The 21,696-nt window shown below is 71.9% G+C and carries 20 protein-coding genes and 1 pseudogene; 10 read left to right on the top strand and 11 right to left on the bottom strand.

Going from position 1 to position 21,696, the window contains the following annotated elements:
- Window positions 1-2 precede the first annotated feature (2 nt).
- From ETD85_RS44570 to ETD85_RS44545, 6 genes are all read right to left on the bottom strand, one after another.
- Window positions 3-560, bottom strand: coding sequence for a hypothetical protein (locus tag ETD85_RS44570; protein ID WP_138695898.1), 558 nt, complete (start codon window positions 558-560; stop codon window positions 3-5).
- Between the two features lie 102 nt (window positions 561-662).
- Window positions 663-1,379, bottom strand: coding sequence for an ABC transporter ATP-binding protein (locus ETD85_RS44565; RefSeq protein WP_240779834.1), 717 nt, complete (start codon window positions 1,377-1,379; stop codon window positions 663-665).
- Window positions 1,379-2,098 carry an ABC transporter ATP-binding protein gene (locus ETD85_RS44560; RefSeq protein ID WP_138695897.1) on the bottom strand — a complete coding sequence of 240 codons (720 nt, stop codon included), beginning with the start codon at window positions 2,096-2,098 and terminating at the stop codon, window positions 1,379-1,381. Before ETD85_RS44560 ends, ETD85_RS44565 begins: the two co-directional genes overlap by 1 nt.
- Complete coding sequence (locus tag ETD85_RS44555) at window positions 2,091-2,990, bottom strand: branched-chain amino acid ABC transporter permease (protein ID WP_138695896.1); 900 nt, start codon at window positions 2,988-2,990, stop codon at window positions 2,091-2,093. Before ETD85_RS44555 ends, ETD85_RS44560 begins: the two co-directional genes overlap by 8 nt.
- The gene (locus ETD85_RS44550) at window positions 2,987-3,817 is read right to left on the bottom strand and encodes a branched-chain amino acid ABC transporter permease (RefSeq protein WP_138695895.1); all 831 of its coding nucleotides are present in this window, start codon (window positions 3,815-3,817) and stop codon (window positions 2,987-2,989) included. Before ETD85_RS44550 ends, ETD85_RS44555 begins: the two co-directional genes overlap by 4 nt.
- Window positions 3,814-4,947, bottom strand: coding sequence for an ABC transporter substrate-binding protein (locus ETD85_RS44545; RefSeq protein WP_276617338.1), 1,134 nt, complete (start codon window positions 4,945-4,947; stop codon window positions 3,814-3,816). The genes ETD85_RS44550 and ETD85_RS44545 overlap by 4 nt, the downstream gene beginning before the upstream one ends.
- A 230-nt stretch (window positions 4,948-5,177) precedes the next feature.
- On the opposite strand from ETD85_RS44545, the gene ETD85_RS44540 reads away from it, so the two are divergent.
- The gene (locus ETD85_RS44540) at window positions 5,178-6,164 is read left to right on the top strand and encodes an AraC-like ligand-binding domain-containing protein (protein ID WP_138695893.1); all 987 of its coding nucleotides are present in this window, start codon (window positions 5,178-5,180) and stop codon (window positions 6,162-6,164) included.
- Between the two features lie 11 nt (window positions 6,165-6,175).
- Window positions 6,176-6,940, top strand: coding sequence for an SDR family NAD(P)-dependent oxidoreductase (locus tag ETD85_RS44535; RefSeq protein WP_138695892.1), 765 nt, complete (start codon window positions 6,176-6,178; stop codon window positions 6,938-6,940).
- Window positions 6,941-6,955: 15 nt separating this feature from the next.
- On the opposite strand, the gene ETD85_RS44530 is transcribed toward ETD85_RS44535, so the two are convergent.
- Window positions 6,956-7,717 carry an SEL1-like repeat protein gene (locus tag ETD85_RS44530; protein WP_138695891.1) on the bottom strand — a complete coding sequence of 254 codons (762 nt, stop codon included), beginning with the start codon at window positions 7,715-7,717 and terminating at the stop codon, window positions 6,956-6,958.
- Window positions 7,718-8,255: 538 nt separating this feature from the next.
- Here ETD85_RS44530 and ETD85_RS63720 point away from each other — a divergent pair.
- Window positions 8,256-8,432, top strand: coding sequence for a hypothetical protein (locus ETD85_RS63720; protein WP_170247168.1), 177 nt, complete (start codon window positions 8,256-8,258; stop codon window positions 8,430-8,432).
- Between the two features lie 102 nt (window positions 8,433-8,534).
- On the opposite strand, the gene ETD85_RS44525 is transcribed toward ETD85_RS63720, so the two are convergent.
- Window positions 8,535-9,425, bottom strand: a complete 891-nt coding sequence (locus tag ETD85_RS44525) for an Lsr2 family DNA-binding protein (RefSeq protein ID WP_138695890.1) — start codon at window positions 9,423-9,425, stop codon at window positions 8,535-8,537.
- A 162-nt stretch (window positions 9,426-9,587) separates the two neighbouring features.
- On the opposite strand from ETD85_RS44525, the gene ETD85_RS44520 reads away from it, so the two are divergent.
- The gene (locus ETD85_RS44520; RefSeq protein ID WP_138695889.1) at window positions 9,588-10,766 is read left to right on the top strand and encodes an ATP-binding protein; all 1,179 of its coding nucleotides are present in this window, start codon (window positions 9,588-9,590) and stop codon (window positions 10,764-10,766) included.
- Complete coding sequence (locus ETD85_RS44515; RefSeq protein WP_138695888.1) at window positions 10,763-11,812, top strand: ParA family protein; 1,050 nt, start codon at window positions 10,763-10,765, stop codon at window positions 11,810-11,812. The genes ETD85_RS44520 and ETD85_RS44515 overlap by 4 nt, the downstream gene beginning before the upstream one ends.
- Window positions 11,813-11,877: 65 nt before the next feature.
- On the opposite strand, the gene ETD85_RS44510 is transcribed toward ETD85_RS44515, so the two are convergent.
- Window positions 11,878-13,485: an SMI1/KNR4 family protein gene (locus ETD85_RS44510; RefSeq protein WP_138695887.1), complete on the bottom strand. Its 1,608-nt coding sequence runs from the start codon at window positions 13,483-13,485 to the stop codon at window positions 11,878-11,880.
- Between the two features lie 89 nt (window positions 13,486-13,574).
- Between ETD85_RS44510 and ETD85_RS44505 the strand changes: the two genes are divergently transcribed.
- From ETD85_RS44505 to ETD85_RS44485, 5 genes are all read left to right on the top strand, one after another.
- Complete coding sequence (locus ETD85_RS44505; RefSeq protein ID WP_138695886.1) at window positions 13,575-14,414, top strand: SDR family oxidoreductase; 840 nt, start codon at window positions 13,575-13,577, stop codon at window positions 14,412-14,414.
- Between the two features lie 66 nt (window positions 14,415-14,480).
- Window positions 14,481-16,238, top strand: coding sequence for an ATP-binding protein (locus ETD85_RS44500; RefSeq protein WP_138695885.1), 1,758 nt, complete (start codon window positions 14,481-14,483; stop codon window positions 16,236-16,238).
- 13 nt (window positions 16,239-16,251) lie between these two features.
- Window positions 16,252-17,391, top strand: a complete 1,140-nt coding sequence (locus ETD85_RS44495) for an exonuclease SbcCD subunit D (RefSeq protein ID WP_138695884.1) — start codon at window positions 16,252-16,254, stop codon at window positions 17,389-17,391.
- Window positions 17,391-19,826 carry an AAA family ATPase gene (locus ETD85_RS44490; protein ID WP_138695883.1) on the top strand — a complete coding sequence of 812 codons (2,436 nt, stop codon included), beginning with the start codon at window positions 17,391-17,393 and terminating at the stop codon, window positions 19,824-19,826. Before ETD85_RS44495 ends, ETD85_RS44490 begins: the two co-directional genes overlap by 1 nt.
- Window positions 19,823-20,767 carry a hypothetical protein gene (locus ETD85_RS44485; RefSeq protein ID WP_138695882.1) on the top strand — a complete coding sequence of 315 codons (945 nt, stop codon included), beginning with the start codon at window positions 19,823-19,825 and terminating at the stop codon, window positions 20,765-20,767. The genes ETD85_RS44490 and ETD85_RS44485 overlap by 4 nt, the downstream gene beginning before the upstream one ends.
- Window positions 20,768-20,780: 13 nt before the next feature.
- Here the strand turns inward: ETD85_RS44485 and ETD85_RS44480 are convergent, their stop codons facing one another.
- Complete coding sequence (locus tag ETD85_RS44480) at window positions 20,781-21,197, bottom strand: VOC family protein (RefSeq protein ID WP_138695881.1); 417 nt, start codon at window positions 21,195-21,197, stop codon at window positions 20,781-20,783.
- A gap of 23 nt (window positions 21,198-21,220) precedes the next feature.
- Window positions 21,221-21,696, bottom strand: a pseudogene (locus tag ETD85_RS63715) (hypothetical protein); the annotation flags it as partial.

Below are 21,696 nucleotides of genomic sequence, written 5' to 3'. Positions count from 1 at the left end.
GCTCAGACAGCGTCAGATGTGGATAAGAGACAGGTGCCGGGGACGGTGAGGGGGTGCTCCGTCAGGGTCGTCTTCTCTTTGACGACCGTGCAGTCGATCAGGCGCTCCTGCGGAGTGGTGCCGATGTTGATGGCGGCGGCGTGCACCGTCCCGGAGTCCGCTCCGTTCGCCGTCGTCTTGAGCTCGACCTCCGTCTGGGGTAACTCGATCGGCTCGCCAGGTGTGATCGGGCCTAAAGCACCCACGCCGGTGGCCGAGGTCAGCCCGGGAAAGCCGCTGATGCCCGCGTAGGCGTACAGCTTGATCTCGCCGGCCAGGCCCGTGTCCGGCGCGCGCAGCTCGGAGCCCGTCACGTAGGTGCCGCGCCAGCCGATGGTCATCTGCACGCCCACCTCGGCGTCCGTGGGGACCGTCAGTTCGACGTTCACCTTCACGGTCTGGGTCTCGCCCGTGGCCGTCGTGGTGCAGGAATACTCCACGACGTCGGCGGCGGCCCCATGGGCGGCGGGCGCGTACGAGAGGAACAGGACGGCGGCTGAGACGGCCAGTTTGACGCGCACGGCGGCTCCCACTGCGGCGGATGGTGCACAAGAGGAGACGAAGCGTGAGGGCGCTGGGTTGACACGATTGTCCACATAAGGTGTCCACTTTGGGACAAGCCATCACCCTGACCGGTCGTCGCGGGCCAGGCCGAAGTACGCGGACTCGATCTGCTGCCGGGTGAAGCCGGCTGGGCGTCCCTCCAGCGTCGTACGCCCCTCCAGCAGGCACTGCAGCCGGGTCGCCACCCGCAGCGCCTGGCTCACGTCCTGCTCGACGAGGAGGATCGCGACCCCCGCGTCCAGCACCGCGGGCAGCAGCGCATAGATCGTCGTGACGACGGCCGGGGCCAGCCCCAGCGACAGCTCGTCCAGGAGCAGCACCCTGGGGTTGGCCATGAGCGCGCGACCGATGGCCACCGCCTGCTGCTCGCCGCCGGACAGCTGCGCGGCCCGCCGGCTCCCGCGCTCCCGCATCCAGCCGAACAGGTCGTAGACGCGCTCGATCGTCCATCCGCCCGTGCCGGATCCGTACGCGCCGACCAGCAGGTTCTCGCGTACGGTCAGCGACGGGAACAGGCGGCGGCCCTCGGGGACCATGGCCAGGCCGCGCGGCACCCGGCGCTCCGGCGGCTCGCGGGTGATGTCGATCCCGCCGAGCATGACCGTGCCCGACGCGGGCGGGTGCAGGCCCGCGATGGCGCGCAGCAGCGTGGACTTGCCCGCGCCGTTGGCGCCGATGATCGCGTGCACCTCGCCGGGCCCGACGGTCAGGCTCACGCCGTGCAGCGCCCTCAGCTGGCCGTGGTCGGCGCTGAGCCCGCGCACTTCGAGCAGCATCAGGCGCCTCCCGGCGTGCCGAGGAAGACCTCGCGTACGGCGCGGCTCGCCAGCACGTCCTCCGGGCGCCCGTCGCCCACCACGCGCCCGCCCGCCAGGCAGACCAGGCGATCGACGGTCGAGGTCAGGGCGCGGACCACGTGCTCGATCCAGAGCACGGCCAGGCCGTCGGCCCGCGCCGCCCGTACGATGTCCACCAGCTCGGCCACCTCCGGGTCGGTCAGCCCGCCGGCCACCTCGTCCAGCAGCAGCAGCGCGGGCCTGGTGGCCAGCGCGCGGGCCAGCTCCAGCCGCTTGCGCTGCAGCAGGCCGAGCTGCCTGGCCCGGCGCGCCGCGAGCGGGGCCAGCCCCGCCCGGTCGAGCACGGCGCGCGCGGCGGCGACGGCGGCCCGCCCCCGCTCGCCGGCGCCCTGCTGGGCCGCCACGAGCACGTTCTCCAGCACGGTCAGCTCGGGGAACGGGCGCGGCACCTGGTACGTGCGCCCGATGCCGAGCCGGCACCGGCCCGCCGTGTCGAGCCGGGTCACGGACCGCCCGAGGAACCGGACCTCGCCCGAGTCGGGGGACAGATCACCCGATACGAGGCCGAACAGGCTCGTCTTGCCCGCGCCGTTCGGCCCCACCAGGCCGACCGCGTCCCCCGCTCCCACCTGGAGCGACAGCTCGTCGGCCACCACGACCTGGCCGAAGCGCTTGGAGATCCGGTCCAGCTCAAGCATCGCGCAGCCCCCTGATCCCGCGTGGCGCGAACATCGTCATGGCCACGGCCATGATGCCCAGCAGGACCAGGTACCAGGGCCCGTAGCCGGACAGGGTCTGCTGGAGCGCGAAGAACACCAGCGCGCCGATCAGCGGCCCGGTCACGGTCCCGATGCCGCCGATCAGGACCATGAACATCATGGAGACGCTGTACTGGACGTTGAAGATCGATTCAGGCTGGACGTAGAGCGTGTCGGCGAACAGCACGGCCCCGACCGCGCCCGTGCCCACGGCCGCCGCGCAGTACGCGATCCGCCGTGTCCTCGCCACCCGCACCCCGCAGGCCGCTGCCGCGACCGGGTCGCCCGCGACCGCGCGTACGGACAGGCCGTAGCGGCCGCGTACGAGCAGCAGGACCCCGCCGACCGCGCAGGCCGCCACGCCCAGCGCCCACCAGTACGTCATCGCCTGCCGCACCAGCGGCTCGTGCCGCCCCGCGCCCGGCAGCGAGAGGCCCGTGTTGCCGCCCTGGAGGGTCGCGGCGAGTCTGAAGACCTCGGCCAGCACCCACGACCCGATCGCGAAGTGGCCGCCGGACAGCCGCAGCAGCGGGAACGACACGGGCAGCGCCACCAGCCCGGCCGCCAGCGCCGCCAGCGGGACGGCGAGCTGCGGGTCGAGGCCCTGCGCGGCGGCCAGGTACAGCGTGTACGCCCCGATGCCCAGATACGCCTGCTGGCCGAAGGACGCCAGCCCGGCATAGCCGGCCAGCAGGTTCCAGAGCGAGGCCAGGGCGGCCAGGGTGAGCAGGTCGATGAGCGGCCGCTCCCAGGACGGCCCGCCGAAGAACGGCACGCCCGCCAGGACCGCGAGCACGAGCGCGAGTACGCCCAGCCGGGCGGCGGCCCTCATGCCAGCAGCCCCCGCGGCCGGATCGTCAGGACCGCGAAGAACAGCAGGTGCACGGCCAGCACTGAGAGCCCGGCACTCCACAGCGCGGCGAGCTGCTGGGTCAGCCCGATCGCGATCCCGCCCGCCAGCGTCCCCCACAGCGAGCCGAGCCCGCCGATCACCACGGCCTCGAAGGCGAAGATCAGCGTCAGCCCGCCCGCATAGGGATCCACGGTGCCCATCAGCCCGAGGAACACCCCGGCCAGCGCCGCCGTGGCCACCGCCAGGCCCGCGACCGCCGCGAACAGCGGCCGGACCCTGATGCCCACCAGCCGCGCCGTCTCCACGTCGTCGGCGGTGGCCCGGACCCTGCGCCCGAACGCGGTGCGCGACAACACGAGCTGCAGCCCGCCGAGCACGCCCACCGCCACCACGAAGGCCGTGATCCGCAGCAGCGACACCCCGTCCACACTGGCCAGACTCAGCGCGCCTCCGTCCAGCGTGCGCGGGTTGGCGGTGACGCCCGCGGTCAGCACGTTCTGGATCACGACCGACAGCCCGAACGTCACCAGCACCGGCGCCAGCGGCCCCGCCCGCAGCGCCCGCTCGAACAGCGTCACGTGCAGCACCCAGCCCAGCAGGAACGCGACGGGCAGCACCAGCGGCAGGACGTAGGTGGCGGGGACGCCCAGCGTCACCGAGCCGAACAGTGCCAGGTAGGCCCCGCACACGGCCAGGTCGCCGTGCGCGATGTTCACCAGCCGCATCACGCCGAACGTGAGCGAGAGACCGCACGCGATCAGCGCGTACTCCCCGCCGAGCAGGATGCCGTGGATCAGCGCGTTCACAGGAGCTCAAGATCTCCTTGCAGCGGGATGGCGGGGTCGAGCGAGTTGTCGACGATGGTCAGGTCGAACTTGCCGTCCGCGCCCTTGCGCCACTGGCCCGCCAGGTCGGGGGCGAGGGAGACGTTCTTCGACGGGCCCTTGGTGAAGTCGTACCTGCCGCTGATGGCCTCGCCCTTGAGCGCGGCGAGCGCGGCGCGTACGGCGGCGCGGTCCTTCGGGTCGGCCGCGCTCTTGAGCGCGGCCACGGCGATCTCGAACAGCGCGTGGTTGAAGCCCATCGGCGGCGTCCACTGCCGTCCGGTGCCGGCCCGGTAGCCGTCGGCGAACGCCTTGGCCGTGGTGCCGTCCAGCGAGCTGCGGTACGGGAAACCGGGCGCCCACCACACGCCCGCGACCAGGTTCCGGGCCAGGTCGCCCAGGCCGTCGGCGACGCTGGAGAACAGCATGGCCTTGGCCACGCAGGCCAGCTTGGGCGCGTACCTGCTCTGCCTGGCCTGCCGCCAGAACGTGACCCAGTCGGGCGGGATCGGCGTGGCCTGGAGGATGTCGGCGTCCTCGAACTTGCCGAGGATCGCGCTGTAGTCCTGCGTGCCGTCCTCGTAGGCGCCCGAGTCCACCAGCTTCCAGCCCAGCTCGCCGGTCCTGGCCGTCACGAACTTGCGGTAGAGGTCGCCGTCGGTGTCGTTCGGCCACAGGCCCGCCACGACGTGCTCGCCGCCCGGCACCCGCTTCCACAGCCCGGAGAAGACGCCGACCTCCTGCTCGGTGCCGATGAAGTGGAGGAAGCTGTAGTTCTTGGCGGCGCCGCCGGCGGTCCAGATCTCCCAGGGGCAGATCGTCGCGACGCACGGCACTCCGGCCGCCTCGCACTGGTCGGAGACCGGGTTGGTGGTGTCGGGGGTGGAGGTGGCCAGGATGAGGTCCGCGCGGTCGTTCTGGATCAGCTCGGAGGCGACCTGGGCGGCGCGGGTGGCGCTCGACTGGGAGTCCTTGGTGACGATCTTCACCTCGTAGCTCGTGCCGCCGATCCGGACGCCGCCGGCCAGCGCCTTGCGCACCGCGCCGAGGACGTCGTCGTTGGACTCGCCGAACACGGCCAGGCCGCCCGTCTGCGGGCTGACGTACCCGATGGTGATCGTCTTGCCGGCGGTGGGGGCCGGGGTCTGCTCCTTCAGGGCGCACCCGGACAGCCCCGCCGCTCCGGCGACCCCTGTGAGGAACGTCGTCGTGTCAGGTCCACGTCCGCCTCCACCTGGGAAAGTCGGATAACGGACGTCATTGTGGAATCTTGGGTGTCAGATGTATTGCATGTGCGGGCACACCGCTTGACTGCCAGCGCATGGGGTTCACAAGCTGAGACATGTCGTATCTTGCGCGCACCGACGACGTGCCGCGCGCCGAGCGACGCGAGTTCTGGCGCGGCGTCGTGTCGGACGCGTTCGTGCCGCTCGCGGCGTCCTTCCCGGCAGAGGCGGACGGGGCCTTCAGCGGGCGGCTGCGCGGGGGGACGCTGGGGCCGCTCGGCATCTTCGACGTCGACACCGACGCGCACGCCGCGCACCGGACCAGGCGCCTGATCTCCGCCCATCCCGCCGACTACTACAAGCTGGGGCTGCTCGTACGCGGCAACGGCGTGCTGTCGCAGGACGGGCGGCAGGCGCGCCTGGGGCCGGGCGACTTCGCGGTCTACGACACCAGCAGGCCGTACACGCTGGCCTTCGACTCCCCGGCCCGGCTCCTCGTGCTCATCTTCCCGCGGCCGATGCTGGCGTTGCGCCCGCGGGCCATCGAGCGGATCACGGCGACCACGATCTCCGGCACGACCGGGCTGGGCGCGCTGATCAGCCCGTTCCTGCTGCGGATGGGGCACGACCTGGAGGAGCTGGAGGAGCGGGGCGGGGTGCGGCTGGCGGCCAACGTGCTCGACCTGCTGAGCACCGCGCTCGCCGACCGGCTCGACGTGCGCGCCCCCGATCCGTCAGGTGCGCTGTTCCTGCGGATCACCACGTTCATCGAGTCGCGGCTCGGGGACCCGCTGCTCGACCCGGCCGCGATCGCCGCCGCGCACCACATCTCGACGCGCTACCTGCACAAGCTGTTCCACAGCGAGGGCACCAGCGTCTCGGTGTGGATCCGCGAGCGGCGGCTGGGCCGCTGCCGCCGCGACCTGCTCGACCCGCTGCTGCGCGACCGCTCGGTCAGCACGATCGCGGCCCGCTGGGGCTTCGTGAACGCCGCCCACTTCAGCCGCCTGTTCAAGGCCGTGTACGGCCACTCGCCGCGTGAGTGCCGTGCCGGGCAAACAGTGTGCGCTCCCGGGCAAGACGTGACCGGGGCCGTCCCCTGATCCTGCTGGGCATGGGACTGTCGGGCACGGGACGTCTGGCGGGGAAGGTGGCGTTCGTCACCGGCGCGGACGGCAGCATCGGCCGGGCCACCGCGCGGCTGTTCGCCCATGAGGGCGCCGCCGTCATGCTGACCGGCCTGGAGGAGCCCGCGCTGGCCGAGGCGGCGGGGGAGCTCGGCGCCGCCTACGCCGTCGCCGACGTCACGGACGCCGGCCAGGTGGCGGCGGCCGTGGCGGCCACGATCAGCGCTTTCGGGCGGCTCGACGTCGTCTTCAGCAACGCGGGCGTCTTCGGCGCCGTCGCCCCGGTGGTCTCCTATCCCGACGAGGTGTTCGACCGGGTGCTGGCCGTCCACGTGCGCGGGGCGTTCCTGGTGTGCAAGCACGCCATCCCGGTCATGGCGGACGGCGGCAGCGTGATCATCACCTCCAGCGTCGTCGGGCTGACGTCGGACGCGGGGATCACGGCGTACGCGACCGCCAAACACGCGCAGGTCGGGCTGATGCGGACGATCGCCAAAGAGGTGGCGCACCGGGGGATCAGGGTGAACACCATCCATCCCGGGCCGGTGGACAACGACTTCCAGCGCGCCGTCGAGACGGCCGCCACGGGCGCCCCGCCGGCGGAGGCGGCCCGGCTCTTCGAGACGCACATCCCGCTCGGCCGGCACGCGTCGCCGGCGGAGATCGCGCGGTCGGTGCTGTTCCTGGCGGCGGACGACAGCTCGTTCGTGACCGGGAGCACGGTGGCGGTGGACGGGGGGATGAGCATCTAGCGGTGCCGCCGGGGGTTATCCGGCTCCGGGCCGCAGCTCGGTGCCGACCGGGGCGGGGAGCAGCTTGCCGAACGGGACGGCGCGCAGGGTCCTGAGGCGCTCGGTCGCGCGGGGATGGCCGTGGTCGGCGGCGAGCCGGTAGTAGAACCTGGCGATGTCGAGCTTGGCCGGGCCCTCCTGCTCGTAGGCCTGGCCGTAGGCGAAGGACAGGTTCGCAGCGTGCTCGATGGGGTGCGGGTGGGCGGCGAAGGACTGGGCGTCCGGATGGCGTTGCCGGCTCGCGGCGTGGACCCAGTAGCGGGCCCCCGCCGAGTCGCCGGTCAGCAGGTTGATGATCGCCAGGCGGTAGGCGGACTCGGCGTCGCCGTCGCCCGCCAGGCGGACCAGGCGCGCGACGGTCCTGGTGGTGCGCCGCTCGGCCTCGTCGGCGGGCGTCCGGTAGAGGTCGTAGGAGCCGGTTGCGTGCTCGTTCCTGGCCGCCCGCCAGCGGGCCTGCCACTGCTCCACGGTGCCGAGGGCGTTCGTCGGCAGGCCGGTCAGCTCGGCATGGCGGTGACAGACCATCACGAAGGAGGCGACCAGTCCCCAGTCGGGCAGGCGTTCCCGCTTGCCGTTGAGGATGTCGCTGACCGTGCTCGTGGGCAGTTCCTTGGGGACGCCCGGCGCGCGGGACAGCCGTTGCATCTGGGAATAGCTCGGCTGGCCGGCCGATTCCCGCAGCTCTATGAGCGCAGCGATGAAGGCGGGATTGGATCTGGCCCTGAGAGTGTCAGTCATCGTCCTTTGGTGGCGTCGGAAGGTTCGGTGGCGTCGGAAGGGGCCACCTAGAGTCGCCATATTTCCAGAAAGATTCTCGCGAGCCACGACACTTCGCAGATTCCATCTCATCCGGTCGCTGTGGCCACTCCAGCCGACCGCCTGCTCATCTGCCCCAGGAGTGGGGATTCGGGGGCTAGCTGGGCATTTGCACCAATTGACGGACCTGCTTCCGTATAAAGCCGGATGAGGCCGGACGACTCCGGAAAAAGGCGGAAGTTTATCTTTCGGCCGTTCATTTCCTGACTTGTACGGCTCTGTCCGAGCCCGTTTGGACCGCTGGCCGACGGCCTTCCCGGCGACGCAGAGTTGGCCGCACTCACCGCCGTGCTCCCGGAGGCCATCGACGCTGCCTGGCCGACGAGCAACTGCTGGTCACGCTCCTGACGACCTGGGTGCTCGCGACGGGACGCACGCCGCCCGCCGTACGCCCGGACGACCTCACCCCCGAAGAGCTCATCGACTTCTGGGCCGACGACCACTTGACGAAAGAGGACCGATGTTCACCACGCGCCAGTTGCTCACGCTCACCCTGGCAATCATGATCGCCGCGATCACGTGCGCTCTCGTCCTGGCCACCGGCGCGCAATGGCCGAGCGCCCTGCTCAGCGGCGGCGCCGCGGGCGGGGCGACGCTCGCGACCCTGCCCAGGCTGCTGAACAGACGCGACCCCTAGCCCGGCCGGTACGGGCGGCATCAGCCGGAGCCGGAGCCGGAGCCCGCACCGGAGCTGGGCGGCATCGGCTCCGAGCCACCCGGACCCGAGGCGGGTGCCCGCTCACACCGCTCCGGGCTCATCCTCATGGGCGTGCTGATAGGCCGTCAGGACCACCCGGCCCAGCCGCCCCCGGTCGGGCACCTCGTAGCCGTGCTCCCGGGCCCACTGCCGGATCTCGGCGGTGGTCGGCTCGGCCGGCGGCCGCTCGTGGTCCGCGACCGCGTAGGCGGCGGCGAGGAAGCGGTAGGTCCACTCCTCGGCCAGGTGCCGGGTCTCGCAGAACACGATGGGCACCATGGGGAAGGCGACCTGGAGCTCGGCGATTCCGTCCGCCACGACGGAGGGGTGCGCGTACTCGAAGACCTGGGCGTAGCGGTCCTCGACCACCACGGCGGCGTGCGGGAGCGCGGCCAGCCGGGCGAGCCGGTCGGCCAGGCCGGTGTCGAGCAGGCCGGCCACCAGATCGGGCAGGCTCTCGCGCTCGACGGCGGCCTGGACCCGCCCACCGGCCGCGACGGCGTAGTCACCGCAGGCCAGCCGCCGCCGGACGGTCCCGACCTGCTGCCGGGAGAAGCTGTAGGCGTAGCGCTCGCCACTGGAGACCGCGATCCTCAGCTCCGGTATCCCCGAGGCCGGAGCCGCCCGCCAGAGAACGGTGTCCGCACCCTCGGCCGCGGTGAACACGAGCTGCGAGCGGTTCTCGCGGGCGCGATCGAGCACGAGGTCGATGACAGGGCCGCGCCGTACGCAGGAACGTACGGGGACCCGCTCGACCACCTCGGGCTCGCCGGGCCAGTCGCCCAGGCTGGAGAGACGGCAACAGATCGCCTTCTCCCTCGGCCACGTTCCACCGGCCTGCAGGATGAGCTCGTCGGGACCGAGCGGGAGCCTGATCAGGTACGGCAGCCGCGCCTCCGGGTCCGGATTGCGGACGATGACGAGCTCGGTCATCCGTCCAGTGTCGTTGATAACCCCCTCCACCAGGCACGGAACCACGCCGTCCAAATGTCGACGCCGGGCGCGCACCGGCGGCTCGCCTTCGGAGCCGACCCCGTTGATCACCGGTGGCCGTTCTCCCCCTGGTTGTCGGTGCTGGATGGGAGAATGAGCCGCATGACGAGCGACCTCGCCACCTTGCTGGGAGACCAGGAGAGCATGGCCTTGGAGTTCAAGCAGTCCGCTGCCAACCCCAGCCGCATCGGGCAGGCCATCTGCGCGTTCGCCAACGACCTGTGCGGGCGGGGCGGCGGAGACGTGCTCATCGGGGTTGACGACAAAGGGCAACCGGTTCCTGGTGTCAAAGCGGGTGACAAGGATCTGCTGAAGCTGGCCGAGTTCCGCGACAGCGGGCAGATTCTCGACCGGCCGTGCATGACGGTGGAACGGGCGGTCTTCAAGGGGGAGACGGTGATCCGCATCCGGGTCGAGGCGTCTGCGACGCCGCCGGTGCGATATGACGGGGTCGTCTGGGTCCGGCCAGGGCCCACTACACGCAAGGCCAATCGCGATGACGAGCGGGTGCTCGCCGAACGTCGCAGGGCTTTCGACGGTCCCTTCGACGGACGGGCCGTCCCAGGGAGCACGGTCGAAGACCTCGACCGGACGCTCTTCCGCTCCACCTATCTGCCGTCCGTGGTCGCACCCGAGGTGATCGAGGAGAACGGGAGGCCGGAGCCGCTCCAGTTGACCAGTCTGCGGATGACCAATGAGACGGGCACGCCGACGGTCCTGGGCCTGCTGGTTCTCGGCTACGACCCGAGCGCTTTCGTTCCAGGGGCTTACCTGCAGTTCGTCAGGTACGACGATGTCGACGTCGGTGCCGCGATCATCGACGAACAGGAGCTGCGCCACAACGTGGTCGATCTGGCCGAGCGTCTCGAAGTGTTGCTCAAGGGGCATCTCCACACCCGCGTCGTCGAGGAGACGGGATTCAGGGAACGCCACCAGCCTGACTATCCGCTCGCTGGGCTGCGAGAGGTCTGCATGAACGCAGTGATGCACCGCAACTATGAGACCTCGAACGCGCCCATCCGGGTCCTGTGGTTCTCCGACCGCGTGGAGGTGTCCAATCCAGGTGGGCCGTACGGGCAGGTCCGGGTGGACAACTTCGATCGGGTGAACGACTACCGCAATCCATCCATGGCGGCGGCCATGAAGTCACTCGGCTATGTCAACCGATTCGGCCGGGGCATCACCAGAATCCAGAAGGAGCTCGACCGTAATGGAAACCCGCCTGCGGAGTTCCAGGTCGACGAATCGTCGTGGTCGGTGACATTGAGGAAAGCCGAATGATCTCGATCGCACTCTTCAACAACAAGGGTGGCGTGGGGAAGACGACGCTCACCTACCACCTGGCCCACATGATGCAACGCCTCGGACACGCGGTGCTGGCCGTGGATCTCGATCCGCAGGCCAATCTCACCGCAGCGTTCTTGGAAGAAGACGAGTTGGTAACGCTTTGGTCTGAGCCGGAGACGCTGGACCTGTATCCGCTCTTCGGCAGAGTCGGCGAGGAGAACGGCACGGTGGCGGCGTCCGTCCGGCCGATCATGGAGGGGCTGGGCGACGTCCGGCTCTTCGAGCCCACCAAAATCCTTCCTGGGCTCTGGCTGGTTCCGGGTGACCTGGAGCTCAGCGCGTTCGAAGACCGGCTTTCCGCCGCCTGGCCGAACTGCTTTACCGGCGATCATGCGGCACTGCGTACGACGACGGCGTTCCACCGGGTGATCGAAGACGCGGCCCGCCGGGTGGAGGCGGAGATCGTGCTCATAGACGTCGGCCCCAACCTGGGCGCGATCAACCGGGCGGCGCTGCTCGCTGCCGACACGGTCGTGATGCCGCTGGCCGCGGACCTCTTCTCGCTGCGCGGCCTGCGGAATCTGGGGCCAACCCTGCGCAATTGGCGATCGACATGGCAAGAGACGGTGCTGCCCAAGGTGCCGGCGAACATCTCGGCTCCTTCCGGGTCGATGCTTCCCCTTGGCTATGTGATCATGCAACCGACCATGCGGCTGGATCGCCCGGTCAAGGCATACCACCGATGGCTGGAGCGTATCCCCACGGTTTTCGCTGACGCGGTTCTCGCACGCGACCCCGATCCGGGCGGTCGCTCTTATGAGATCGCGACCATGCGCAACTATCAGAGCTTGATGCCGCTGGCGCATGATGCCAGAAAGCCGATGTTCGATCTGAAGGCTGCCGATGGTGCGCTCGGTAGCACTCAAACCTATGTGCATAAGTGCCGTGCCGAGTTCCAGGAGCTCGCCGAGAACGTCCTCGAACGCCTGGATGAGATGCGTGAGAACCAGGCAGTGAACGATCAGAGGCGACGATCGTGATGGCTTCTGAGAAGGGCAAGGCTCGGCGGGCGTCGTATGGTTCCCGGCGGGCGGATCGTCTCGTGTTATGAGGGGCCTGCCTTCTTCCAGCCCAGCGCGCCCTTGACGACGTGGCGACGCCAGCCCCGGATCGGCCGGCCCGTCTCCAGCGCGCTCGCCGTCGCCCTTAGCAGGGTGAGGTAGGAAGGCCAGGCCGGATCGCCCTCCGTCGCCAGGCCGGCGTCCTGATAGAACTCGCCGGTCCTGCCGGTGCTCGGATCGAGGAACAGGTTGCCGCCGTCGTTGGCGGCAGCGAACGGGATCAGCCGCCCGTGCCACCAGTCCACGCCGATTTCGGGATTGTCCAGGACGATGTCGCACAGCATCTTCCAGTCCGCGCGGATCGCCTTGGCCGGCATCAGCTCGTAGAAGGGGGCCGGGCCGAAGCCCCAGGAGGAGGGGCGGCGGGCGGCGCCGTCATGGCGGAGCAGCGAGGCCCGCAGGTCGTCGGGGAAGCGCGCCCCCACCGCGGCCTCCGCCTTGGCGATCGCCTGCGGGGTGGCCGGTGGGCGGAGCTGCGCGTAGGTCACCGGCGCCGCGCGGGCGAGCCAGCGTTCGATGCGCCGCCAGACCGCGCGGACCTCCCTGGTGATCGCGGCGGACGGGGTGCGGACCACGGGGGCCGCGCGGGTGATCCGGCAGCCGGTGCCCTGGATCTCCTCGGCGGTCGGCGGCTCCGGGGCCGGCTCGGGAGTGGGCGTCGGCGTGGGGCGCGGGTCGCCCGCGCAGCGCGTGCCCATCGGTGGGGCGGCTGGTTCGCGCGACCAGCGCAGCTCGCAGCCGGCGGTGACGGTGGGAGACCAGCTCCGCAGCGGGCCGCCGGTCTCCAGCGCGGCGGCCGTCGCCTCCAGCAGCGCGAGGTACGACGGCCAGCCCATTGGGCCGTCGTAACGCAACTGCTTGCGGAACTCGGCCTCGCCGACCCGGCCCGTGCGCGGCTCGACGAACAGCTCCCGCCCGTCACCGGTGCTGCCGACGGGCAGCAGGCTGCCGTGCCAGCGGCCGGTCGCCGGGTCGCCCGCCGCCTGATCTCCCTCCAGCACCAGGATGTGGCAGTTGCCCCAGTTGACGTAGTCGATGTCGGACACCCCCAGGAGCCCGTACGTCTCCGGGAGCTGGAACCCGGCGCCCAGGTTGCCGTCGGCGCCGTCGTGACGCAGGAAGGACGCGTACAGGTCGTCGGGGAGCCGGCGACCATGAGAGTCCTCCCACCTGGCCAGTCGCTGTGGCTCGGCGCCGAACTTCAGCTTGCGCAGGGTGACCGAGGCGTGCGCGCCCAGCCAACGTTCGATCCGGTCCCAGGCCCCGCCGACCCGGGCGGCGACGGCCGGATCGGGCGTGCGGACCGGACGGCCAGGGGTGGGCTCGAGCTCCTGGTGCGTCTGGGGCCCGGCCCGATCGCCCCAGCCGCCCGAGCCGAGCGGCTCGCACCCGATGGCGCGTGCCTGGACGGGGCCGAGCGCCCGCGCCCGCAGCTTCACTTCGAGCTCCGGGTCGCCGCAGGAGATCGAGTCGCCGGCGAAGCCGCAGATCACACCCTCGGGCTCGTTGGGCGCGCCGGCTCCCAGGCTGCCCATCAGCAGGACGGCGACGAGGCCGATCCGCAGCGGGCGAAGCCGGAGTGAGCCGAACATGGGCGGCACCCTACGGGACCGCCCCGACAAAACACGATCACCCGCTCAGCGGCGGCGCCTCTGGGCCGAGCCGCAAATAGGGTGGCTCCATGGCCTTCATCGTCACCACGGGTGCGAGCGGCCGGCTCGGTGGCCGGGTCGCCGCCCGGCTCGCGGCCGCCGGCGTGCGGCAGCGGCTCGTCTCCCGGCAGCCCGGCCGCCTGGCCCCGCTGCCCGCGGGCGCGCACGCCGTCGGCGCCGACTACGGCGACGCCGGCGCGGTGCGGCAGGCGCTGGAGGGAGCCTCGACCGTGCTGTTCGTGTCCGCGTCCGAGAGCGCCGACCGCCTCGACCGGCACCGTACGTTCGTGGCCGCCGCCCGTGACGCCGGCGTCGGGCACCTGGTCTACATCTCCTTCTACGGCGCCGCCCCGCAGGCCACGTTCACGCTGGCGCGCGACCACTGGGCCACCGAGCAGTGCATCAGGGACAGCGGCCTGCCCTTCACGTTCCTGCGCGACAACCTGTACGCCGACTTCCTGCCCGGCATGGTCGGTGAAGACGGCGTGATCAGGGGCCCGGCGGGGGACGGGCGGGTCGCGGCCGTGGCGCAGGACGACATCGCGGACGCGGCCGCGGCGGTGCTGCTCGATCCCGGCGCGCACGAAGGCGCCACCTACGACCTCACCGGCCCGCAGGCGCTGACGCTGGACGAGGTGGCCGCCACGCTGAGCGGGATTACCGGGCGCGAGGTCGCCTACCACGACGAGACCCTCGCAGAGGCGTACGAGTCGCGCCGCTGCTACGACGCCCCCGGCTGGCAGGTCGAGGCGTGGGTCTCCACCTATCTCGCGATCGCCGCCGGCGAGCTGGAGGCCGTCAGCGACGCGATTCCGGCCCTCACCGGGCACCCCGCCACCACGCTCGAAGAGCTGCTCTCACGTGAATGAGCCGGACGCACACCCCGACCGCCACTACGCTCCAATTGACGGGCATGCGTGGGGGCGGAGGGATTCGTGACGGTCAACGGGGCGGCGAGCCGGGAGGGCACTGCTCAGGCGGAAGTTACCGCTGAGGCGGTCGGCCGCGTGCTCGGCACGCAGGCGGCCTCGCCGCTGTCGTTCTGGGTCGGGCTGGAGCCGGGGAAGGTCGTCCAGCTCGACGACGTGGTGGTGACCAGGCGCGACGTGCCGGGATACGGTCCCGTGCTGGTCGCGGGCGTGGTGACGACCGTGGAGGCCAGGCACGAGGGCGCCGCCTACGACTCCGACGTGTTCCTGATCGCCGACGGCGCGCTGCCCGCGGCCGTGGTCGAGGTGGCCGAGGTGCGGGTGACCCGGGTGGAGCCCGAGGTGTTCGTGCCGCCGCTGCCCGGCTCGAAGGTGTTCCTGGCCAGCGCGGGCGACCGCGACCAGGCGCTCTACTTCGACGTGATGGACCGGCGCATCCCGATCGGCATGGGGCGCGACGGCCAGCCGCTGTACGCCAACTTCGACTTCCTCGACGGCACCCGCGGCGCGCACGTGTCGATCTCCGGCGTGTCGGGCGTGGCCACCAAGACGTCGTTCGCCACGTTCCTCCTTTACTCGATCTTCAACTCGGGGGTGCTGGCGGGAGAGGCGGCCAACACCAAGGCCCTGATCTTCTCCGTCAAGGGCGAGGACCTGCTCTTCCTCGACCACGACAACCTCCGGCTCGACGAGAAGGCGCGGATCGCCTACGCCAGGCTGGGGTTGCCCGCCAAGCCGTTCGGCAGCGTCCACGTCTTCGCCCCGCCGCGCCCTGGCGACCCGAACGGGGTGCCGCACGTCTCCGCGCGCACCCAGGGGGTGAGCTCGTTCTTCTGGACGCTGACCGAGTTCTGCGAGGAGGAGCTGCTGCGGTTCGTCTTCGCCGACGCCGACGACGAGCGGGCCGGATACTCGCTGCTCGTGGGGCAGGTCGCGGCCCGGCTGAAGTCGTGGGCGGAGCCGGTCGGCGACGGGGGCGCGGTCATGGTGCAGGGCACGGCCTGCCGTACCTTCTCCGACCTGGTCGAGCTGCTGTCCGACCAGTTGCAGGACGAAGGCACCCGCCAGCAGTGGACCGGCGCGCAGACCCCGCTGGGCACCGTCAACGCGTTCCTGCGCAGGCTGCGCAGCGCCGTGCGCGCGCTGTCGCCGATCGTCCGCGGCGACCTGCCCTTCTACCGCAACCACTCGGTCAAGACCTCCGACGCCCAGGTCTCCATCGTGGACCTGCACAACCTGCCGGAGCGGGCGCAGCGGTTCGTTGTGGGCGTGGTGCTGCGCGGGGAGTTCCACCGCAAGGAGTCCTCGGGAACGGCCAGGCCGCTGCTGTTCGTGGTGCTCGACGAGCTGAACAAGTACGCGCCGCGCGAGGGCGACTCCCCGATCAAGGAGATCCTGCTGGACGTGGCCGAGCGCGGCCGCTCGCTCGGCGTGATCCTCATCGGCGCCCAGCAGACCGCCTCCGAGGTGGAGCGCCGCATCGTCTCCAACAGCGCCGTACGCGTCGCGGGCCGCCTCGACCCGGCCGAGGCCGCCAGGTCCGAGTACGGCTGGCTGCCCCCGGCCGTCCGGGAACGTGCCACCATCGCCAAGCCCGGCACCATGTTCGTGGCCCAGCCGGAGATCCCGGTGCCGCTGGCCGTGGCCTTCCCGTTCCCCGCCTGGGCGACCCGGCCGGCCGAGGCGGCGGCGCAGCCGGTCAAGGCCGGGGCGGACCCGTTCCAGGGGCTGCCCGGCGTCGAAGAAGACATCCCGCCGTTCTGATCCAGGGGGTTCCGTGAAGATCCTGCACACCGCGGACTGGCACGTGGGCAAGGTGCTCAAGGGCCGCCCCCGCATCGAGGAGCACCGCGCCGTGCTGCGCGAGCTCTACGAAGCCGCGCGCACCCACGACGTGGACGCGGTCATCGTGGCCGGCGACCTGTTCGACACCTCCGCCCCCACGCCCGAGGCCCAGTCGCTGGTGCTGAACGCGCTCATGGCCCTGCGCGGCGACGGCCGCGACGTGGTGGTGCTGGCGGGCAACCACGACAACCCGCAGCTCCTGGAGGTCTACCGGCCGGTGCTCGGCAAGCTCGGCATGCACGTGGTCGGCGCGTTCCGCCGTCCGGACGCGGGCGGCACGCTGGCGTTCACCGCGCGCTCGGGCGAGCCGGTGCGGCTGGCGGTGCTGCCGTTCCTCTCGCACCGGTACGTCGTACGCGCCGCCGAGGTCCTGACCGGCACCGCCGCCGAGCACAACCGCGACTACGCAGCCCGCATCTCCGAGCTGATGGGCGCGCTGACGGACGGCTTCCAGGGCGACACGGTCAACCTGGTCACCACCCACGGCACCCTGCCGGGCGGCGCGTTCGGCGGCGGCGAGCGCGAGGCGCAGTCGATCTTCTCCTACTACTTCGAGCCGACCGCCTTCCCGCCCACCACCCAGTACGCCGCACTCGGCCACCTGCACCGCCGCCAGCAGATCGCCGGCCCCTGCCCGATCTGGTACAGCGGCTCGCCCCTCGCCGTCGACTTCGGCGAGGAGGGCAACACCCCCGGCGCGCTGCTGGTGGAGGTCACGCCGGGACGGCCGGCGGTGGTGGAGGAGCTGACGTTCGGCTCGGCGCGCAAGCTGCGCACGGTACGCGGCACGCTGGAGGAGCTGGAGGCGCTGGAGCCGGGCGACGACTGGCTCAAGGTGATCGTGGAGGAGAAACCCCGGGTCGGGCTGGCCGACGACGTGCGGGATCTGCTGCCCGGGTCCGTGGACGTCATGCTGGACGAGCGGTTCCGGCCGGTGCCCGCCACGCGGAAGGGCGGCACGGCCGGGCGTAGCCCGCGCGAGCTGTTCCGCGAATACCTCACCGCGACCGGGCGCCACGACGACCAGGTGGCCGACCTGTTCGACCGGCTCTACGACGAGGTGACGAGCTGATGCGTCCGCTGCTGCTGCACCTCGACCACTTCGGGAGCTTCCGCGAGCCGGTGAGCGTGGACTTCTCCGACACCGAGTACTTCGCGCTCGTCGGCCCGACCGGCGCCGGCAAGAGCACGATCATCGACGCGATCTGCTTCGCCCTGTACGGCACCGTGCCCCGCTGGGGCAAGGAGAACGTCATCGCCCACGCCCTGGCGCCCTCGGCCGGCTCGGGCAAGGTGGCGATGGTGTTCGAGAGCGACGGGCGGCGCTACGGCGTGGTGCGCTCCATGGTGCGCGACGCGAAGGGCGCGGTGCGTACCAAAGAGGCCAGGATCGACGAGCTGGACACCTCCGCCCCGCTGGAGCAGGCGTACGAGGCGGTGGTCAAACCGCTCGCGGAGGGCGAGAACGTCACTCCCGAGGTGCAGCGGGTGACCGGGCTGGAGTACAAGTTCTTCACCCAGTGCGTGGTGCTGCCGCAGGGGCGGTTCGCGGAGTTCCTGCACGCCGCGCCGCGCGAGCGGCAGGACCTGCTGGTCCAGCTCCTCGACGCCGACGTGTACGAGCTCATCAGGCAGCAGGCCGCCCGCGAGGAGGAGAGCGCCAAGCAGGCCGCCTCGTTCGCCCGCGACCAGCTCGCCCGGCTGTCGGGCGCGTCGGAGGAGGCCGAGCGGGAGCTGTCGGAGCGGGTCGAGGCGCTGCGGCGGCTGGCGCAGAGCATCGACACCGACCTCGACCTGCTGCGGGCCCGCGAGGGCGACATCCGCCGGGCCGAGCAGGAGCGGGCCGCGGTGGCCGAGCGGCAGTCGGTGCTGTCGTCGCTGCGCATGCCCGCCGCGGTGCCGACGCTGGCCTCCGCCGGCCGGGCCGCCGCCGAGTCGCTCGACGGGCTGAGCGCCGAGGTGGCCTCGCTGGAAGCAGACGACCACGAGGCGTACGAGGCGCGGGCGGCGCTGGGCGACCGCGCGGAGCCGATGGCGGCGCTGGCCGCCCTGGACGCCCGCGAACGCCTCACGGGCGAGACCGCGGACGCCCGTGCCGCCGCGCAGGCGGAGGCCGCCTCCCTGGAGGGGATCGTCTCCAGGCTCGCCGCCGCCGAGGAGGCGCTGGTCGCCGCCGAGCGCGAGCGCGAGCGGCTGCGTGACGCCCACTCCGCCGCCGACCTGGCGCAGCGGCTGGCCGTGGGGGAGCCGTGCCCGGTCTGCCTGCGCGCGGTCACCGAGCTGCCCGGCTCCGCCGACCGCCCGGCCCACTCGCTCGACGACCTCGCGACCGCGGACCGCACGCTGACGGCGGCCCGCGAGTACGCCGCCCGCGGCAGATCGGCCCAGGCCAAGGCCGAGACGTCGGCGGCGATGCTGGCCGAGCGGGCCACCCGGCTGGAGGCCGAGCTGGCCGCGCTGCCCGCCCCCGGCGACCGGGCCGCGATCGAGGGGCGGCTGGCCGCCATCGCCAAGGCCGACGAGGTCGCCGCCCAGGCGCGGGCCGCCGTACGCGCCGCCCGCGGCAGGCTGGACCAGGCGCGGAACGACGTACAGCAGGTCGAACGGCAGGCCGAGACCGCCTGGCGCACCCTGGAGACCACCCGCGACCGGCTGCTCGTGTCCGGCGCCCACGAGACGCCGCCACCGCCGCTGACCAGGGAGGACCTGCACCGGGCCTGGACGGAGCTGCTCGCCTGGCGCGACGAGGCGGCTCAGGCCGGCCGCGCCGCGCTGGCCGCGCGCGAGGAGGAGCTCGGCCAGGCCACCGCCAGGCTCGCCGACGATCGCCGCAAGCTCGGCGAACGCCTGGCCGAGCACGGCATCGTGCCTCCGCGCGGCGCGTCGCCCGACCAGCTCGGCGCCGCCGTGGCCGGCACGGTCGCCAAGGTGGAAGGCGCGCTGGAGCGCGTACGGGAAGATCGCAAGCGGGCCGCCGAGCTGGCGTCGGCGGTGACCGAGAAGGAGCACGCGGCGAAGGTCGCGCACGAGCTGGCCCTGCGCCTGCGCGCCAACGCCTTCGAACGCTGGCTGTGCGCCGAGGCCCTGGCCGTCCTGGTCGCGGGCGCGTCGGAGACGCTGCGCGAGCTGTCCGACGGCCAGTACGAGCTGGCGCTCAGCGACCGGACCGGCGACATCGAGGTCATCGACTTCGGCGAGGCGGGGATGCGGCGCAGCGCCCGTACGCTGTCCGGTGGCGAGACCTTCCAGGCCGCGCTCGCGCTGGCCCTGGCGTTGTCCGGGGCCGTCGCAAGGGGGCTGGACTCGATCTTCCTCGACGAGGGCTTCGGCACCCTCGACCCGGCCACGCTGGACACCGTCGCCACCACCCTCGAACGCCTCGCCGCCGGGCAGGAACGCATGATCGGCGTCGTCACCCACGTTCCGGCGCTGGCGGACCGGGTGCCGGTACGCTTCGAGGTCAAGCGTGACGCCAAAGGCTCTCATGTCCGGAAGGTAGGCATTTGACAGGCTTCACCGTCGACCCGTGGGACCCGGGCTACGCCGCCGCCCTCGCCGTCGAGGCGCTGTCCGAGCTGGGCGCGACCAGTGCCGAGCTGGTGCTGGACATCGAGCGCCCGGCCGCCGACTGGAAGCCCGTCACCCCCGGGCCTGACGCCGAGGCGCCGCGGACGCTGCTGGTCATCGACGGGGTGCGCAGGATCGACGCCCGCGTGTGGGTGCACGACCCGGACGCGCCGATGCCGGTGCCCGGGATCGCGGCGTCGTACGCGGCCGGGATCGTGCGGTGCGGGCCGGACGGCGCCGATCTGGCGGCGATCGAGGTCAACCGGGCGATGATCTCCGCTTCGCCGTACACGCCCGAGGTCAAGACGGCGCATGCCACGTACCTGCCGAGCAAGGCCGCGGACGCCAGCTTCGAGGAGCTGTCCCTGGCGCTGCAGCGCCAGGTCACGCAGCTCGAAGTGGACCTGGCGGTGAAGCACCGCTCGGAGTCCGACGACCTGCTGCTGGTGGACGGGCCGCTGCGCGGGCGCAGCCACCTGCCGCGCACGGTCGGCTACATCAAGACCCACCACACCGCCTACCTGCCGGCGCCGCAGTCCGCGGTGGTGGGCGCGCTGACGCCGGGGCAGCGGACGCCGGTGTTCCTGATGGGCACGAGCTGGCGGCGGCACGCCTGGTACGTGCGGCTCCCCGTCCAGTCGTCCGCCCCCTGGGCGGGCATCGCCCGGTGCGAGGCCAGCTCGGAGCTGGACCCGGCGCAGGCGGTACGGCTGGCGGACGCGGTCACGCTCGCCCTGCCGCCGCTGGCCGGGGTGGACTACAAGGATCCGCGCGCGCCACAGAACCTGGTCCCGATCGGCGGCCTGGAGAAGCTGCTGCGGCACCATCTGGGGGACTCGCGGCTGCTGTACCGGGCGCTGCGCACCAGCGCCCAGGGGTGATTAGCGCAGGTCGTCAGACCGCGAAGACCTGCGCGTCGTCGGCGAACGCCTTGAACTCCAGGGCGTTGCCGGCCGGGTCGAGCAGGAACATCGTCCACTGCTCGCCGGGGAGCCCCTCGAAGCGCAGGTACGGCTCGATGACGAACGCGGTGCCGGCGGCGCGGAACCGGTCCGCCAGTTTGTGAAATTCCGGAATTGTCAGGATGAGTCCGAAATGGGGGACGGGCACGTCGTGGCCGTCCACCGGGTTGTGCGCCTGCTGCGGGCGGCTCGGTGCCAGGTGGGTGACGAACTGGTGGCCGTGCAGGTTCCAGTCGATCCAGGTGTCGGAGCTGCGGCCCTGGGCGCAGCCGATGAGCTCGCCGTAGAAGTGGCGGGCCGCGTCGAGGTCGTCCACGGGCATGGCCAGATGGAATCGGGGAATCGTCATCGGGTTCCTCTCGTCAGGGGCGGCTACCAGCCTTCGTCGAAGTCGCAGATGTTCACTGTGACGCTCTTGCGGCTGCTCGTCGGGGTGATCACCTCGAACACTACGCTGTAGGAGCCGGCCTTCTTCCAGACGATCGACGGGAGCAGGGGCTTGGAGGACGAGGTGCCCTGTTGCCTGCCCTGGTTCTGGCCGTTGACGAGCCAGCGGTAGCTGTAGGTGCCGGTGGCCGAGACCTTGGCCCAGATGTTCATGTCGTAGCGCCAGCAGTCGCCGAGCCTGATGCCCTCATAGGTGAACGCCACCGACTTCACACCGCCGCCGCCCGAGGTCGCGCTCGGCTTGGCGGTGGTGGGCCGGGCAGTGGGTCCGCCGGTGGGTCCGCCGGTGGGTCCGGCGGTGGGTCCGGCGGTGGGTCCGGCGCTGGTCGGTCCGGTGCTGGGCTTCTTGGTGGCGCTGGGCTTGGTGGTGGCCGGGGCCGGGCCCGGGGTGGTGCCGGTGG

This window comes from Nonomuraea zeae (assembly GCF_005889725.1).
In the GTDB taxonomy this organism is placed as follows: domain Bacteria; phylum Actinomycetota; class Actinomycetes; order Streptosporangiales; family Streptosporangiaceae; genus Nonomuraea; species Nonomuraea zeae.
Note: the sequence above shows the minus strand (reverse complement) of the source record. Positions and strands in the feature narration are given on the sequence as shown.

Coding starts and splice junctions, on each gene's coding strand:
- ETD85_RS44565 (WP_240779834.1), bottom strand. CDS start 1,379: ATGCTGCTCGAAGTGCGCGGGCTCAGCGCCGACCACGGCCAGCTGAGG.
- ETD85_RS44560 (WP_138695897.1), bottom strand. CDS start 2,098: ATGCTTGAGCTGGACCGGATCTCCAAGCGCTTCGGCCAGGTCGTGGTG.
- ETD85_RS44555 (WP_138695896.1), bottom strand. CDS start 2,990: ATGAGGGCCGCCGCCCGGCTGGGCGTACTCGCGCTCGTGCTCGCGGTC.
- ETD85_RS44540 (WP_138695893.1), top strand. CDS start 5,178: ATGTCGTATCTTGCGCGCACCGACGACGTGCCGCGCGCCGAGCGACGC.
- ETD85_RS44535 (WP_138695892.1), top strand. CDS start 6,176: ATGGGACTGTCGGGCACGGGACGTCTGGCGGGGAAGGTGGCGTTCGTC.
- ETD85_RS44530 (WP_138695891.1), bottom strand. CDS start 7,717: ATGACTGACACTCTCAGGGCCAGATCCAATCCCGCCTTCATCGCTGCG.
- ETD85_RS63720 (WP_170247168.1), top strand. CDS start 8,256: ATGTTCACCACGCGCCAGTTGCTCACGCTCACCCTGGCAATCATGATC.
- ETD85_RS44525 (WP_138695890.1), bottom strand. CDS start 9,425: ATGACCGAGCTCGTCATCGTCCGCAATCCGGACCCGGAGGCGCGGCTG.
- ETD85_RS44520 (WP_138695889.1), top strand. CDS start 9,588: ATGACGAGCGACCTCGCCACCTTGCTGGGAGACCAGGAGAGCATGGCC.
- ETD85_RS44515 (WP_138695888.1), top strand. CDS start 10,763: ATGATCTCGATCGCACTCTTCAACAACAAGGGTGGCGTGGGGAAGACG.
- ETD85_RS44510 (WP_138695887.1), bottom strand. CDS start 13,485: ATGTTCGGCTCACTCCGGCTTCGCCCGCTGCGGATCGGCCTCGTCGCC.
- ETD85_RS44505 (WP_138695886.1), top strand. CDS start 13,575: ATGGCCTTCATCGTCACCACGGGTGCGAGCGGCCGGCTCGGTGGCCGG.
- ETD85_RS44490 (WP_138695883.1), top strand. CDS start 17,391: ATGCGTCCGCTGCTGCTGCACCTCGACCACTTCGGGAGCTTCCGCGAG.
- ETD85_RS44480 (WP_138695881.1), bottom strand. CDS start 21,197: ATGACGATTCCCCGATTCCATCTGGCCATGCCCGTGGACGACCTCGAC.